This window comes from Streptomyces sp. NPDC097981, assembly GCF_040302565.1.
Classification (GTDB): Bacteria; Actinomycetota; Actinomycetes; order Streptomycetales; family Streptomycetaceae; genus Streptomyces.
This window is the reverse complement of sequence record NZ_JBEORW010000051.1, coordinates 38,312-53,378: the sequence shown is the minus strand read 5'-3', so window position 1 is coordinate 53,378 and position 15,067 is coordinate 38,312. Positions and strand designations below refer to the sequence as shown.

The 15,067-nt window shown below is 70.4% G+C and carries 13 protein-coding genes and 1 pseudogene; 3 read left to right on the top strand and 11 right to left on the bottom strand.

The annotated features are described in order from the left end of the window. Both ABTY04_RS34410 and ABTY04_RS34405 read left to right on the top strand, forming a co-directional pair. Positions 1–95, top strand: a pseudogene (locus ABTY04_RS34410) (transposase); the annotation flags it as partial. Between the two features lie 1,362 nt (positions 96–1,457). Next, the gene (locus ABTY04_RS34405; RefSeq protein ID WP_352217374.1) at positions 1,458–3,080 is read left to right on the top strand and encodes a DUF2637 domain-containing protein; all 1,623 of its coding nucleotides are present in this window, start codon (positions 1,458–1,460) and stop codon (positions 3,078–3,080) included. Between the two features lie 510 nt (positions 3,081–3,590). Here the strand turns inward: ABTY04_RS34405 and aac(6') are convergent. Next, entirely contained in the window at positions 3,591–4,064 is a 474-nt protein-coding gene (gene aac(6') / locus ABTY04_RS34400; protein ID WP_352217373.1) for an aminoglycoside 6'-N-acetyltransferase, read from the bottom strand. Positions 4,065–4,816: 752 nt separating this feature from the next. On the opposite strand from aac(6'), the gene ABTY04_RS34395 reads away from it, so the two are divergent. Next, positions 4,817–5,251: a hypothetical protein gene (locus ABTY04_RS34395; RefSeq protein ID WP_352217372.1), complete on the top strand. Its 435-nt coding sequence runs from the start codon at positions 4,817–4,819 to the stop codon at positions 5,249–5,251. Positions 5,252–5,336: 85 nt separating this feature from the next. Here the strand turns inward: ABTY04_RS34395 and ABTY04_RS34390 are convergent, their stop codons facing one another. The 10 genes from ABTY04_RS34390 to ABTY04_RS34345 form a co-directional block, all read right to left on the bottom strand. Continuing rightward, positions 5,337–8,579, bottom strand: a complete 3,243-nt coding sequence (locus ABTY04_RS34390) for an AfsR/SARP family transcriptional regulator (protein ID WP_352217371.1) — start codon at positions 8,577–8,579, stop codon at positions 5,337–5,339. Between the two features lie 30 nt (positions 8,580–8,609). Continuing rightward, a complete protein-coding gene (locus ABTY04_RS34385) occupies positions 8,610–9,062 on the bottom strand; it encodes a pilus assembly protein TadG-related protein (RefSeq protein ID WP_352217370.1) in 453 nt (150 codons plus the stop codon). 2 nt (positions 9,063–9,064) lie between these two features. Continuing rightward, positions 9,065–9,541 (bottom strand): TadE/TadG family type IV pilus assembly protein, encoded by a 477-nt coding sequence (locus ABTY04_RS34380; RefSeq protein WP_502996775.1) that lies wholly within the window; start codon positions 9,539–9,541, stop codon positions 9,065–9,067. Then, positions 9,526–9,924: a TadE/TadG family type IV pilus assembly protein gene (locus ABTY04_RS34375; RefSeq protein ID WP_352217377.1), complete on the bottom strand. Its 399-nt coding sequence runs from the start codon at positions 9,922–9,924 to the stop codon at positions 9,526–9,528. The genes ABTY04_RS34380 and ABTY04_RS34375 overlap by 16 nt, the downstream gene beginning before the upstream one ends. Positions 9,925–10,007: 83 nt before the next feature. Then, a complete protein-coding gene (locus tag ABTY04_RS34370; protein WP_352217369.1) occupies positions 10,008–10,205 on the bottom strand; it encodes a hypothetical protein in 198 nt (65 codons plus the stop codon). A 27-nt stretch (positions 10,206–10,232) separates the two neighbouring features. Next, positions 10,233–11,126, bottom strand: coding sequence for a type II secretion system F family protein (locus ABTY04_RS34365; protein ID WP_352217368.1), 894 nt, complete (start codon positions 11,124–11,126; stop codon positions 10,233–10,235). Beyond that, positions 11,123–11,902, bottom strand: coding sequence for a type II secretion system F family protein (locus tag ABTY04_RS34360; protein WP_352217367.1), 780 nt, complete (start codon positions 11,900–11,902; stop codon positions 11,123–11,125). Before ABTY04_RS34360 ends, ABTY04_RS34365 begins: the two co-directional genes overlap by 4 nt. Before the next feature lie 149 nt (positions 11,903–12,051). Continuing rightward, on the bottom strand, positions 12,052–13,620 hold the full coding sequence (locus tag ABTY04_RS34355) for a TadA family conjugal transfer-associated ATPase (protein ID WP_502996774.1): 1,569 nt from the start codon (positions 13,618–13,620) through the stop codon (positions 12,052–12,054). Further along, a complete protein-coding gene (locus tag ABTY04_RS34350; RefSeq protein WP_352217366.1) occupies positions 13,610–14,428 on the bottom strand; it encodes a CpaE/TadZ family protein in 819 nt (272 codons plus the stop codon). The genes ABTY04_RS34355 and ABTY04_RS34350 overlap by 11 nt, the downstream gene beginning before the upstream one ends. Next, positions 14,428–15,066 (bottom strand): SAF domain-containing protein, encoded by a 639-nt coding sequence (locus ABTY04_RS34345; protein ID WP_352217365.1) that lies wholly within the window; start codon positions 15,064–15,066, stop codon positions 14,428–14,430. The genes ABTY04_RS34350 and ABTY04_RS34345 overlap by 1 nt, the downstream gene beginning before the upstream one ends. Position 15,067: the final 1 nt, after the last annotated feature.

Genomic DNA, 15,067 nt, shown 5'->3' with positions numbered 1-15,067 from the left:
ACGGGCTGAAGGGCCTGCCCGAGGCGGTCAGCACCGTCTTCCCCGCCACGGTGGTCCAGCTCTGCATCGTTCACCTCATCCGCACCACGCTGAAGCGCGCCTACGACGTCATCCGGATGCTCTCCCGCGACGGCCGCCCGATCGCGCGACTCCTTGTACGTGCTGGACGTCCTGAAGGCGGCCCGGGACTCCTCAGCAGCCACTGCCCCTCCCTCCATCCATGGAGGGAGGACGCCCTCCAGCCCTGGACCCCTCCTCCCTCCACCCACGGAGGGCATTGTCTATACCCCCATCCATAACCCTTCTCCAGAACCCGCGTTGCCAGACGCCCGCAGGGCCAGTACAGGTAGAGGCTCCCGCGAGAAGCCGAGCGAGGCCGCCGCGCTTCAAGTGCCGTGCAAGAAGGCGCCGGTGACGAAGCACAAGCTGTTGACGCCCGCCGAGGCGGCCGCCATTGGCGCCGTGGAATCGGGACTCCCAGCGCAGCTCGTATCCCTCCTGCCCACCCCCCGGCCGAAAGTCATCCGAAACGCCATCCTCGCAGCCCTCGCTGCTTGCACACCGCGTGAGCGAACCGCCGGCCAAATCACGGCACGTATCGAACGCCGGTGGTACGCCTGGCGCTACGCAGCAAAGGCAGATGCTGGGGAGCTGGACACCGCGATCGGTACCTTGATCACCCTCCTGGGCACCGGCGACTGCCCCGAGCCCCGCTGCGAAGACGGCCATGACGTCGACACCGGAACACCATGTGGAATCTGCGCCAACCGCAAAGCCGACCGAAAGACCGCGGCACGCCCCCAAGCTGCCACCATCCCGGTCCCACGCCACGGGGGGACGAGCAGCCCCGGCCCCCGCCCAGCCATCCCGTATGAGGGCCTGACCGAGAAGTGGAGCTGCGCCGACTGCTCCGAGAAGTTCCGTAGCCCGCCGCCTACGGATGGCCTATGTCACCCCTGCCGCGACGACCGCTCCCGCACCGCCCAGAACGACATCGCGCACGGAACCGGCTGCACATGCGAGGAATGCACCACCATCCGCGCCGCCATCGACGCCGCCGGATATGACATCCCGGTTGGACCAGCTGACGGAGGAGACTGAATGACGGATTCAGGGGCGCGCGCACAGGCCGGCGGCCCCCGGGAGTGCGAGCCCCTTCCGGCGAACGCTCACCTGTCAGGGGCGGGACGGCAAGTCCGCAGCAGACGACGAATCTTCCACTTTGACAGAAGCCAAAGGTTGCGGGCCGATGCAAGTGCCGCCGCGTTTGTGTGCGCCGGACCGTTCACGGCGTGCTTCCTTTACACCGCCGCGGCGCACGCCTACACGGCACCGAAGGTCCCCAGCGATCGGTGCGATCACTCCCAATGGCGTTAAACCCCGGCGCACCCTCCGTTCATGGCCGAAGACCAGAACCTGGGCAGCGACGAGAACGAAGCGGAGGAGAGGTAGCCCGAATGCAGCTGACTCGTACGCACCGGATACTCATCGGCGTCGTGGTCGCAGGAGCCGTGGTCATCGCGGGCATCGGCTTCGCGGGCTCGTACGCCGCGGTCCGCGCGCTCGCCGTGAAGAAGGGGTTCGGCACCTTCTCGCTGGTGTTCCCCATCGGCATCGACGCGGGCATCTGCGTGCTGCTGGCCCTGGACCTGCTGCTGACGTGGATCCGGATCCCGTTCCCGCTGCTGCGCCAGACGGCGTGGCTGCTGACGTTCGCGACGATCGCGTTCAACGGCGCGGCCGCCTGGCCGGACCCGCTGGGCGTGGGCATGCACGCCGTGATCCCGATCCTGTTCGTGGTCACGGTGGAGGCGGCCCGGCACGCGGTGGGCCGGATCGCGGACATCACCGCGGACCGGCACATGGAGGGCGTCCGCGTCACGCGGTGGCTGCTCTCCCCGGTCCCCACGTTCAAGCTGTGGCGCCGGATGAAGCTGTGGGAGCTGCGCTCCTACGAGCAGGCCGTCGGCATGGAGCAGGACCGGCTGATCTACCAGGCGCGGCTCCAGGCCCGGTACGGGCGCGCGTGGCGCCGCAAGGCCCCGGTGGAGGCGCTGATGCCGCTCAAGCTGGCCCGGATCGGCGTCCCCCTGTCCCAGACGGCACCGGAGGGACTGGCGGCGGCGGGCATCGACGCCGTGCTGCTGCCCCCCAAGCCGGCGACCGCCGAGCAGCTGACGGTGGAGCGGGCCGATGGACCGCAGGGTGCCCTGGTCGCCGCACCGGCCGTGGCGGGGGAGCAGGCCGTGGAGGAGTCCGCAGATGCGGATGAGGGTTTCGCCGCCGCGTTGGGGCCGGCTGCCGGTCTCACGAATGACGGGTACGGGCGCGGTCACGCTGACAATCCCGAAGTCCAGGGAGCGCGGACGCCGACGCGGCCAGTCGCCCCGGTGGCTGCAGAGTCGGCCCGTATGACGCAGGCGGAGCTTTGGGAGGCATGCTGCTCGTACGCGGCGCGCACCGGCGCGGTTCCTGACGCCGCTGCTTTCGTCGGGCACCTGGCCGAGGCTTACGGGGTGGTGGACCCGGCGACCGGTGGGCCGCTGCCCGCGATGGAGGTGGAGGAGCTGCTGGCCCGGTTCCCCGGAAGCCGGACGGCTCTTTCGATGACCATTTACGGTGCGGCCTCCAGACCCCATCCCTTCTTTGAAGCCTCCTGGGCCCGCCGCGACGTCCACGCACCCGCCGCGCACGCCTCCGTGTCCGGTCAGGTGCCGACGGCATCGGTTTTGGCCGGTGACCGGCTGTCGGCCGCAGACAGTGAGCAGACGTCCCTCGACGGGCTGACCGGTCCGTTCGAAGAGCCGGTGGGAGAGACGGAGCTCTGGGAGGCGACGGTCACCGACACTCGTACGGCCGCCGCTCGGCTGCCCCAGCAGCAGACCGAGGAGCCTGTCCTGGATCCGGTCCGGCAGCAGATCCTCACCGTCGCCGCCTGGCTCGCCGAGGCCGAAGACACCGGCGTGAAGCTGTCCGGAGCAGAGGTGGCCCGCCGTCTGGGGGTGTCCCCCAAGACGGGTCAACGCCGCGTGATCGACGCCGGCAAGCACCTCACCGAGCAGCGTGATGAGGATCTGTGAAATCGGCCAGTGCTGCTCTTCGTTCCCCACTTGGTTGCTGGAAGCGACGATGGCCGGGGCCGCCCGACCGTGCAGTGTACGGGCCGTGCCGGCCGGTCAAGGGCGCCTACGGCGGCACTGCGTGCTGGCCTTCGGCCACCCTGGACAGTCCGTCCCGCCCCTGGACCTGGCTGGCTATCGGGCGGCCCCTCCCGTGTGGCGCCCGTCCGCAGGTCAGCGCGCCGGAGTGGGGAATCAAGGTGAGCAGGTCTGGGGAACCCCTGAGCACAGGGTGGGGAATTTCAACGAGCCTCATCAAGCGCCGGCAGCAGGGACGTGCTCACCTCCGCTCGGTCTGATGCCGACCATCCCTGTGTGACCGATCCTCGATCAATCCGCCGAGATGAGCACGGGAGATGCCGGTGAAGGCAGCATGGGACAGGGCCGCACGGGCCCGCTTCGTCTGCACAGCCGAAGAACTGGTGCGGCCCGCATCACGTCACGCCCGGTGTACTTGGCGCCGACCACCGGTCAGATCAGCTCCTCGGCAAGCAGATCCATAAGCAGTCCGTCCTGCCAGGTGCCCGTCCGGTGGTCGCGCCAGTAGGCCCGCATGATCCCCACGGGCTTGAACCCGACCTTGCCGTAGCTGCGAATCGCCGCGGTGTTGGCCGCGGCGGGGTCAATGGTCAGCCGATGATGGCCTCGTTCGTGCACCAGCCACCGGGCCAGAGTGCGTACGGCGTCGGTGCCGAGTCCCTTCCCGTGATGCCGCGCCGTCAGGAAGATGTCGATACCGGCGTGCCGGAACTCCGGATCGGCCTCTTCCTCGAACTGGATCGCCCCGATGACCTCGCCCTCGAAGACAACGGTAAGCATGCCCTCGAAGTCGTCCGGGGGCGACCACCACGCCGCGACTCCTGGCTCCCGCACGATCCTGTCAAGGACCTCCCCATCGCCGACGGCCACCGGCCGCAGTACGACCTTGTCCCCACGCAGCTCCATACCCCTCAGTATCCCCGGGAGATGGAAGCACGCTCAATAGCCGACCATGTCGCAAGACGGGTCAGCGTCGCGTGATCGACGTGGGCAAGCACCTCACCGAGCAGCGTCGGCAGCAGGGGCACGCTCACCTCCGCTCGGTCTGAAGCGGACCGCCCCTGCGTGACCGACACCTCTCGGTGACCAGTGACCGATACCTCGGTGACCGACGCCTCCGTGACCGGTGACCGGTGACGTGATCGGTTATGATCTGACCGGCCTTGGTGAGTGATTCGGTGACCAATCCGGTGACGGAATCGGTGAGTGACCGGCTATCACCTCACCGGTGCGAGTCACCAGCACGCCGATTCTGGAGCCCCATTCGACGTGAGCGGCCGGCGTGGTCGAGTCCTGGCACCCCATCCATACTTGGCCGCTTCCTCTGTGACCGATCCGGCAGCTACACCCCTTTGACCTGTGGTTTGACCGATGACCGATGGTCAGGATGACCGGTGACCGGTGACCGGTGACCGATTCGACCTCCAGCGGTCATCGGTCATGACCGATCTCCCGAAGTCACCAGCCCCCGAACACCGCTGCGTGCCCGGTGACTGGCTGCGCTCATTGGCCGAGGGAATCGGACAGGGCCGCTTCCGGGGCAGTGAGTTGTCCAGGGATCTCGTTGCTCCGCGTTCGTCGGGGCACCGGCCGTTTGCCGGTCAGTGCCCGCCGATCGCTCCTAGGCTGTGGGCTGACTTGGTGATGGGGAGGGTGACGTGGGCACGGTCTTACGGATCGATATGGATGGTGCGGTCGTTGTGCTGTCCTGGCCAGATGGGGACACCGAGCGGAGGCAGGTGGTGCGCGCGGCTGTGGGTGGGGTGGCGGATGCGGCGGTGTATCACCGCAGGGCGCAGTTCCATGTGCACGGGAACGGGCAGTCCGAGCGGCTGGCGATGAATCTGTCGGCGTGGGTGCTGGCGTCCGTGTGGCGGGGGATGGAGATCCCTTACGGCTTCTTCGGGCCGGTCGTGGTCACCGGGCCGCAGATGGACAGTTTGGGCGAAGCCATGGCTGTGGAAGTGCGGGCTGTGTGCGCGGCGGTGGCGGACGTGCGGGAAGAGTGGGTGACGCGGCAGCCTGCCGGTGAGGGGCCGGCCCGCGCTGAACTCCTCGCCGCGGCCCGTTACGGGGTGGCGGCGCTCGCTTGAACGCGGGGTAGCTGGCCCGCTGATGACATGGGTGTGGGCCCTGCACTTTCTGCGGGGCCCACACCCATGTCTGCCGTGCTGGTTGTCAGGTTGCAGTGGTCCCGGCTGTGGTGGGGGAGGGCTGGCCGGAGAGGACGAGGTTGATGGTGTCCTCGGTGAGGCTGTCGAGGGTGATGTCGTAGGTGCGGGCCATGTGCTGCAGGCGTGCGACGGTCTTGCGGATGGCGGCGGTGTTGCCGGCTGCCCATTCGATGTGGAGGAGGTCCCGGTAGAGGACTTCGGAGGTCTCCTCGATGTCGAGGGCATGCTGGATGGTGTGGCGGGCGGCGTCGAGGTCGGGGGCGGGTCCGTCGGTGTGCCAGCGGGCGAGGGTGTGGGCGGTGTCGGTGATCCTCGACAGCATGTCCTGGATGACGGGGTCGGCCCATGGCAGGGTCCTGCCGTCGAACGGCTTCCCGCGGACCAGCCCCATCGCCGTTTCCAGGTCCGCGATACCGCCTGCGGGGCCGGCAGCCAGCCCGCTGGAGGCCAGCTGCTGGAATTGGTCCCAGTCGGAGGTGACGGCCGGGTGGAAGGCGTACCCGCTGCCGTTCTTGGGCCGCGGAAGCAGCGGATATCCGTCGCCGGTCAGGCCGATCTGGTTGCGCAGTTCGGACAGGCGTGAGTGCAGGGTGCGGGTGGACCACGGGTTGACGGGGTCCATCGCTTGGCACAGGTACTCGGCGCTGCGACCTGGGCGCAGGTGGATCAAGGCCGCGATGGCGGTGGTGCGGGGGCTGTGGGCGGATCCGAGGCCGCCGGTAATACGCAGGGGCCCCAGCATCTCGATGCAGACACCTGTGTAGTAGTCGCCTCGTTCGGCTGAGGTCCGGGCTGCAGGGATGAGTTCGGGGGGCTGGCCGGGGCGGGCGTGTTCGTTCAGGGTGCTGGCCGCGGAGGGCTGGCCTTTGGCTGCGGCAGCCTCGGAGGTGTCTACCGTTTCGCTCCCGGCCGCGGGGGCGCCGGGGGTGGTGGCTGCGAGGAGGGCGGGGAAGGGATTGCCGGGGTCGTGGGCTTCTTCGCTGGTCACCCGCACGGTCAAAGGCGCGCCGGTGGCGGCCGGCTGGTCGTGGTTCTCGGCGAATTCCCACGCTCCGGTCGCGGGTTCGGGTTCCTGCACGGATACCTGGAGTGCATGAACGTACTGCAGGTACTGCTCGTCGGTGATTCGTTGCAAGGTCACCGGCTCGTCCAGCAGTTCCAGGCGGGCGTCTTGGTCGCGGCTGGTGTTGAGGATTTCGGCGTGGGGGAAGACGCGGCGCGTGGTTTCCGTGGCGGGCAGGACGACGGCGGTGTCCAGGTTGCGCGCGGCAGCGAGGGCATCGGCGAGCTGGGTGACGTGTTCCTTGTCGCTGTCGCCGGCGCCGATCAGCAGCCAGGGCAGGACCTGTTCCCCGCTTTGGTGGGCTTCGAGGAGGAGTTCGCCGAGGTCGGTGGCGACGGCGGGAAGGTGGGGCATGGTGCGGATACGGCCCTGGGGGAGGAGTCCGGCCAGGCGGGATCCGAGTCCGGTGGTGAGGATTTCGCTGTAGTCGGTCCAGGCACAGGTGCCGAGCTCCAGTGCGAGGGCGCGGGCGACTTCGAGGACCTCGTCGGCCTCGCCGTCCAGGAGTAGCACGCGGCAGGTCATGAGGTCGGCCAGGACCAGAGCGGTCTCGGTCGCGCCGAGCGTGACCAGTCCCGGATACGGGGCTTGGACGTCCTTGGCCTGGTCGGCAGGCAGCAGTACGGCGTCGCCGTCGAGCCTCCAGGCGCGGGTGTCGGGGCCGCCGGTGAACGGAGCGACCGGCTCCGCCGGCTCATTCAGCAGCAGGATGATGCCGTCGGCGTCGAGGCGGGCGCCGCGCAGCGCGGGCAGGTCGCGCTCTGCCTCGGCGGCGTGGTGGGCGAGGGTGCGCAGGACACGGTCGAGGAGCACGATGCCGCCTGGCTCGCCGGCCGCGCCCAGGACCTGCTCCGCGGTGGTGGGGTCCGGGTCTTGGGCGATGGTCTGTCCGGCGCGGCGCTGGCGCTGCTGGAGGATCCGGCGGACCCCGAGGGCTCCGGCCAGGGAGGCGGCCAGCAGAGTGCCGATCCCTGCGACCAACGCCCAGTTGATGGTCGTGGGGCTCTCGGTGCTCGGTGTGGTGTCACGGGCGGACGGGGTGGCTGGCGAGGTGGCTGGCGAGGTGGTCTGCTGCGGGACCCCAGCCGAGGGAGTCGCAGTTGACGGTGCGGGCGCCGGCGTCGCGGGTGAGGACGTTGATGGTGCGGGGGCGGCCAGTGGAGGGGTGGTTGTTGCAGGGGGCGTGGCAGGAGCTTGAGTGGCAGGCGGGGTCTGCGGCGGAAGCGGGGTGGGTGTAGTGGTGGCGGGTTGGGGGAGGGAGAGCTGCTGGCCGGGGTGGATCAGGTCGGGGTCGGTGAAGGTGTGCCCGTCGGGCAGGGTCTGGCCCTTGTTCAGGTCGAAGATCTCCCGGTATCGGTCGGCGTCGCCGAGCGTGGTCGCGGCGATGCCGGAGAGGCTGTCGCCCTCCTCGACGGTGTACGTCGCAGGGGCCGCTCCGGTCTGCTGCGGGTTTTCTCCACCTGTCACTGGCCGGGCGTCGGCGGGAAGCTGCAGGATCCATCCGGGCTGGATGGGCCGGTCTGCGTGGAAGATGCCGCCGTCGCCCATGGTGTGGCCTTCGTTGAGGGCGGCGATGTCGCCCCATCGCTCGCCGTCGCCGAGGCGTTCGGCGGCAATCGACCACAGGCTTTCGGCGGGCCGTGCGTCGCGGACGGTGTGGGTGACGGCCGTGCTGGCGGTCGGTGCTGAGGCTTCTGTCCGTGCCGTGTTGCTCTGTGTCCCGGGGACGGGGGCGGCGCTCGCGCTGATGGTCGGGGTACCGGCGGGGGCTGCGGTGGCGGGGGCGGCGAGGGCGGTGCCGGCCGGCAGGGCGAGCAGGACGGTGGCGACGAGTGCGGCGGCGGCTCGCTGTCCGACGAGGCCTCGGATCTGGGGTGCGGCGCGGCCGCGGAGTTGGGCGGGGATCTCCAGCAGGACAGCGATGGTGAAGCACGCCCATCCGGCCCATCCGGCGCATGCCAGGAGCAGGAGGAAGACCTGTCCGGAGTCCTCGGTGGACAGCAGGTTGGTCAGGGCGGCGAGTCCGGGCGGTCCGACGAGGGCGGTGGCCCACCACAGCAGGGCAGGCAGTCCGGCCAGAAGCGTGGCGAGCACGGTCAGGGAGAGCAGTCCGCGCAGGAGCGCGGCTGCGGTCTGGGTGCGGCCGAGGCGGCGTGAGGGTGGTGTGGCTGGGGGGTTGGGCATCGGCCGGTCCTTCTCGCGTGGAGCGGTGGGCTATTGGGGCTGGGTGGTGCCGTAGAGCAGGCGGGCGGAGCCGTGGCCGGTGACGTCCATCGATCCGATGCCGGCGATGGCCAGGAACTTGGTCGGGTAGGTGTCGTGGACGGTGATGGTCAGGCGGGTGCCATCAGCGGAGACGGTGGCGCTGCCCTGGGTGCCGGCGTGGGCGAGGTAGGCCTGGGCGGCCGCCTGGGCGGCTGCGGGATCGGCACGGACCGCGGCGCCGGTGATGGCGGCCGCGGGGTCGATGGCCTGCCCGGCTGCACGGGCCGCTTCCATCGCGACGGCGTCGGCGCGTTCGGTGGCGCGGAGTTTGCCGCCGCCGTCGATGGCCAGCCCGATGATCGCCAACAGGGCCACGGTGACGACCGCCGTGTAGATGGCGATTCCGCCCCGGTCCTCGTGCAGGCGGGTGTGCCACCAGGTTTGCAGTGTCGGTGTCGGCATGGTCAGCCTTCCCGGGAGCGGTAGGCGTCCACGACGGACGTGAAGCGGCTGGTCATCGTTTTGGATCCCGGAGCGCCGGGCAGCAGCAGGTCGCTCATGGCGACGGCGCAGGAGATGGTCACCGTCACCGTGCCGACCTGCCCGACTGGTACGGCGAGGCCGGAGGCGTCGACGCTGGTGCTGGTGGAGGCGCAGTGGATGCCCTGGTCGTCAAGGGAGCGGGCGGCCGCGGCGGTGGCTTCGGCTTGGGCGCTGCTGTAGGTGCGGGAGATCGATGCGGCGCGGGCTGCGTCCTCTGCGGCCGCATCGACCTTCGCGCCGGCTATGACGATGCGCCCGCCCGCGATGGCCAGGCACAGCAGGATCAGCAGCAGCGGGGTGACGATCGCGGCCGCGATGGTCTCACTGCCCCGGTCACCCCCCGCGGTACGCCGCCGCATCCACTTCATGAACCCGGCGCTGTTCACGGGGTCGTCCACCTCTCCCTTGGCGCGCCGGCTGACTGCGACACGGACAGCCCGCCCACTCCGGGAATGAGGGAGGGGGCGCTGCCGGTGACCGTGACCTGCACGTCGGTTGCGGAGCTTCCGGAGGTGCTGACGGCGGTGGCGGTGAGGCTGTCGCCCGCGATCCGGCCGAGGGTCTCCTGGGCGCGGGCTGCTCCTGCGCTATCGGGGGCCTGGTAGACGCGGGCGGCGGCGACGCCTTCGCGTGCGGCGGTCAGGGCGATGCTGCGGGCGTGGACCCACATGGCGGCCTGGACCACGGCGACGGTCACCAGGATGACGAACGGGAAGATGATCGCCATCTGGATCGACGCCTCCCCTCGGTCCCCGGCCGTCCGTCGCCGAAGTGCCGTCAGCCAGCCCCCGGCCCAACCGCTGCGGACCGGCCGTCTCCGCGTCGTACGCGCCACTGCGTCCCCCTCTTCCCCTTTCGCTGTTGCTAGATGCCGGAGAGCTTGGCGTTGTACTTGGTGACGACGATGCCGATGGTTCCGGCGATGGCGAGGGCCCCGGCGACGGCAGCGACCCAGATGATGACGGTCGTGATGGAGATGTCGCCCCGGTCCTCGGCGGCATTCGCCTGGATCTTGGCCCAGTGCGAGCGCAGGGCGACGTTCAGGCGGACGAGCGTCTTCATGGTGTGACTCCCTCTGTTCGGTTCGGGTCAGGTGGTGAGCATGCGGATGATGGCGGGGAAGGCGATCAGGAGCATGACCAGGACGGCGAGCAGTGCGCCGGGGGCGGTCATTTTCTCGCTGTCGCTGTTGGCGTCCGCGGCCTGTTGGGCGAGGAGTTCGGTGCGCAGGTTGCGGGCGCGTGAGCGCAGGGTGGTGTAGACGGAGGCGCCGTCGTCGGCGGACTGGCGCATGATGGCGGCGAGGTCGTCCATGACCGGCAGGTCCAGTTCGGCGGTCAGGCGGGCCAGGGATTCCCAGTGCGCCACCTTGTCCACCCTCGACTGCGCGAGCGCCGCCTGGATCCGCTGGAACGCCCAGCCTTGGCCCACCGTCGCGGCTTGTTCCATGGCTTGTTCGGCGGAGACGTTTCCGGCCCGGCGCAGGGCGACGAGGTCGAGGTAGGCGGCCATGGCGTGCGCGAACTCTGCCCGGGCCCGCTTGGCCTTGTCCCGCAGGGCGAGGTCGGGGGCGAACCACAGCACGACGGCGGCGAGCAGCCCGACGATCGCCGGGAGGTACAGGGGCAGGCCCAGGAGCAGCAGCGGCACCGTGGACAGGGGCGGCAGCAGCAGCCCGGCCCCGGCCAAAGCAACCTTGGTCAGGACGAACCGCGCGGGCGTGGTCCCGGTCAGAGCGAGATCTTTATAGGGGATCCGGACGCCGGGGACATCGGCGAGACGCTCCAGCAGCCACTGCCCCCACCGCTCGTCCCGGTCGGCCCCCGCCTCGCCGGCCGGGGTGGCGGCGGGGGCGGGTGCGGGCTGGTTGAGGCGGCGCAGCGCGGGCCCGAGGGCGGGTGCGGGCCGCAGGACTTCCCGGATGAGCAGGGCGCCACCGGCTCCGATGGCCGCGCCGGACAGGATCGCTGCGACGGGCATCATGCCGTCACCTCCACCGTGGGCTCCCCGGCGTTGTCCCCGGCGGTGGGGGCGGGGGTGACGGCGCTGCGGGGATCGGCGATCAGGAAGCGGGGCACGGGCTTGATGTCGGCGATCTGCCGCATCAGTGCGAGGACTCCGACAAACCCGGCCAGCAGAACGGCCAGGACGAGCTGCCCGAGCAGAGTGCCGTACGGGGCGGTGTAGGAAGGGATGAGGAACCCGCAGCCGATGACGCTGAGGGTGATGATCGTCATCCATCGCATCGCGGTGCGCGGCTTGGCCCGGTCGGCCTCGATCGCCCGGCGCCGGGCTACCTCCTCGTGGACGGACTCCGCGAGGTCTTCCAAGGCCTGCGCCAGACCGGGACCCCGGTCGGAGGCCGACAGCACGAGGGCGGCCACCACCTTGTCCGCGGTCACGTCGCCCAGTTGGTCGCCGAACTCCCGCAGCGCGTCCACCGGACGCCATCCGACCTGAAGACGGTCCACCAGGTCGGCCACCTCACCCGTGATGTCCTCGGGACATCCCCGGCGTGAGACCTGCAGGGCCTCGTCCAGCCCGCGGCCCAGCCACAGAACGTTGGCCAGGCGCTGGGTCCAGTCGCCGAGGGCTTCCAGTTTGGCGATCCGGGCCGTGGCCGACCTCGTCGGCGACAGCAGCCACGGCACCCCGATGACCGCGAGGAACACCATCACCCCCGCGATGAACACCCCGCTGATCAGCCACAACAGCACCCCGGACAGTGCACCTCCGATCAGACAGGTACGCCGGGCCATGCGCTCGTCCCGCGTCGCCAGATGCCGCCCGGCCCGAAGCCGGGCCGCGACACCAGGCCCCTTCGGCGCGGTTGTCCCGACAATCCCGGCAACCAGGCCGACCAGACCGCCCGCGACGGCGAGGCCGGCCAAAACCCACAGCAGCACGGTCACAGTGCCGCCCCCTCGGTCACCAGCAGTGGCAGCGGCGCACCCCATGCCCCTGACGGGTCGTTCAGCAGGGCGGCGTCGAATCCGGCACGCCGCAGATCGGGAACACACCGGGGGTGCATGAGCGGGACGGCCCGGTACTCGCCCCATTCGGGGCGCGGGCCGAAGACGGTGTTCGTCTCAGGGCGCCCGCCCTCGCCGATCCCGGTGACCTCCAGGACGTGGGAGACGAACCGGTGGCGGTGACCGCCGATCTTCGTCTCGTCCACGGAGGACACGAACACGATGAAGTGGAGCCCGTTGGCGGCCTGCCGGTAGGCCAACGATTCACTCATGTTGGCCTGAGCGAGGAGGTAGAGCTCGGCGATCCGGTCGAAGACGACGGAGGGGTGGATGGCGTGCAGGGTGCATAGGTTGCCGCCCGCACCGTTCGTCATGGCCTGCAGCATCGCCACGATCTCCGGGCCGCGGACCTCACCGACCACGATCCGCGTGAGTGTCATGCGCAGCGCCCGGTACATGAGGTCCATGAGCGTGATCTCACCGGCCGCGGCCCCGGCGACAACTTCGCCGTTGGACTCGCGTGCCTCCATCGGCACCACCTGCCGGTGGTGCCCGTTCTCGTGGGCGAAGAGCTCGTACTCCGTTTCCAGCGTCGCGAACCGCTCGTCCGGATCGATCTCCTTGAGCAGCGCCCGCAGCAGCGTCGTCTTGCCCGCCGCCTGCCCGCCCACGATCATCACGTTCTTCTCCGCGCGCACGCACGCCCGCAAGAACTGCTCCAGGGTGGTGTCGAGCATGCCGCGGCCGACCAGCTCGGGCAGGTCTGCATGGCGCATGCTGTGCCGGCGGATCGTCACATACGTGCCCGGCGTGACATCGATGACCGCCTGCAGACGCGAACCGTCCGCCAGCCGCAGCGCAAGGAACGGATCCGCGGTCGAGAGACTGCGCTCGGCCTGACCGGTAGTGCGCCTCGCCAGATCCCGCACCAGCTCGCGCAGCTCCTCGTCGGAGTCCGCGACCGGCGCCACCCGGACACGCCGCCCGTCGGTGAAGTCCAGCCACACATCCGCGAACCCGTTGATGAAGATGTTCTCCACCAGCGTGTTGTCCAGGTGCTGCTGCAGACGACCGGCCCGGAACTGCAGATCGAACACGGCCTGCGCGATCGCAGCGTCCTCAGCCGCCGACGTCGCCACGCCGCGATTGACGGCCTCGGCATCCGACCACACCGCCACCTGCTCATTGATCAGATGCCGGCCCTGCTGCTCCTGCGCCGCGGCACTCATGCCCGGCCGGGCCCGCAACAGCTCGGTCAGCCGCTCACCGACCTCCCTCTTGATCAGACGGACCGCCCCGTAGTCGAGGACCGCCGCCTGACCCTGGGCCGACGGGGTGCCGCCGGGTGTGGCCGTCGCGGGCAGCGGCACCCACGGATTCACGGGCTGGGCGCCAAGGGACCCGCTGGGTACGGGAGCCGCCGGGTTGCGGGAGCCGGCCAGGCGGGCCTGGAGCGAACCGGGCGCGGGCATCTGAGGGTTGTTGTGCAGAGGGTTAGCGCGCACCGGTCACCACCCGTCCCACACCCGGCCCGGCGGGCGGGGCCAGCCGCGTACGGCGCACAGCCACAAGCTCCTGAATCCGCAGCGCGGCCGACCGGGCTGAGCGCATCAGCTCCCCGGACTCGAAACGGCGGGGCTGCTCGGCCCCGTCCGAGAGCACCGCAGCCTCCTTGGGCCGCCACGGCAGCACCGCCGTGACCCCGATACCCAGGTGCTTACGGACCTCCTCCTTCGAGAACGGCCCCTCATCCACCAGCAGCATGCCCAGCTCGGTGGTCCCGCCGAGCAACTCGCGCAGCGCCTCCACACGTACCTGGGCGCTCTGCAGCGAACGCAGCGTGCCGCGGGCCACCACCAGGACCACGTCCGCGCTCTGCGCCAGCACCGCCGACGGGCCGAACGCCCCCCGACGCCCGAGGTCCACGATCACGTCATGCCCATGGGCTTCGATCCCCGTGAACAGCTTGGCGAGCGGCCGCCACACCGGTTCCATCGCCGAGGCGTGCGCCGGGTCGTACAGCCCGGGCAGAACCAGCCGGTCACGACTCCCGGCGTCGGTGACATCCACCAACTGCCGCCAGAACGCCTCACCCAGCTGCCCCTGCCTCGCCGCCACCGCAAGGTTGCGCAGCCCGTGAGAGTTGTCGAGGGTGCCCTGCAGGGCACCGGGCAGGATCGCCCCGCCGTCCGGGTCGGCCTCGGCCAGCACCACCCGGTGCTCCTGCGGCATCGGCCACGTCATCAGCAGCGCCATCGCCGCCGTGGTCACCCCCGGCGCACCCAGCCCGCCAGCCAGTGCAATGACGGTCATCAGCTGCCCCCGTCCTGCGCGGCCACGATCAGCGCGACTGCGCCGGTCGCAACGCGGGCGGCCAGCGTCGGCCCGCTGGCCGAGGGCACCGCCACGTCGACCACCACAACCCCTGTCGCAGGCGCGGCCACACCCACCGCCACCACCGTCGCCGCGAGCGTCTGAGGCGCCGCCGTATCGCCCGGCTTGCCGGCCCCCGCCGTCGCACCGGCCTGAGCCGGGTCAGGCGTCGAGACGATCAGTACCTTCTGCCCGGGCGACAGCCGCGACGCCGGAAGCTGCGACGGCTTCAGCGCGACACCCACCAGCTGCTCACCGGCCTTGACCAGGGAGGCAGAGGTGACCTGTCCGGGGGAGAGCAGTGAACCTGACTTCAGGGCCACGGCCGCACGCTGCCCGACCATGCCGGCCTTCTTCGACACGGGGACCGCCCTGACCGCAGGGTCCAGGGCCAAGGAAGCCGGAGCCAGATCCGCGTCAGTGATCGCATTGCCCACCGGCACATCCCGGGACACCACCAGCACACTGGACCGCTGCCCCGACGCCGTGAACAACAGCGCCCCCGATAATCCCCCGGCCGCGATCAGCGCAATCGACAGGGCGATCAGACCGGGGCGGCGGCGCCGCTGGCGCACCACG

Excerpts from the sequence above, each read along its gene's own strand:
- ABTY04_RS34405 (WP_352217374.1), top strand. The coding sequence starts at position 1,458 with ATGCAGCTGACTCGTACGCACCGGATACTCATCGGCGTCGTGGTCGCA.
- ABTY04_RS34390 (WP_352217371.1), bottom strand. The coding sequence starts at position 8,579 with ATGCCCAACCCCCCAGCCACACCACCCTCACGCCGCCTCGGCCGCACC.
- ABTY04_RS34385 (WP_352217370.1), bottom strand. The coding sequence starts at position 9,062 with ATGCCGACACCGACACTGCAAACCTGGTGGCACACCCGCCTGCACGAG.
- ABTY04_RS34370 (WP_352217369.1), bottom strand. The coding sequence starts at position 10,205 with ATGAAGACGCTCGTCCGCCTGAACGTCGCCCTGCGCTCGCACTGGGCC.
- ABTY04_RS34365 (WP_352217368.1), bottom strand. The coding sequence starts at position 11,126 with ATGATGCCCGTCGCAGCGATCCTGTCCGGCGCGGCCATCGGAGCCGGT.
- ABTY04_RS34360 (WP_352217367.1), bottom strand. The coding sequence starts at position 11,902 with ATGGCCCGGCGTACCTGTCTGATCGGAGGTGCACTGTCCGGGGTGCTG.
- ABTY04_RS34350 (WP_352217366.1), bottom strand. The coding sequence starts at position 14,428 with ATGACCGTCATTGCACTGGCTGGCGGGCTGGGTGCGCCGGGGGTGACC.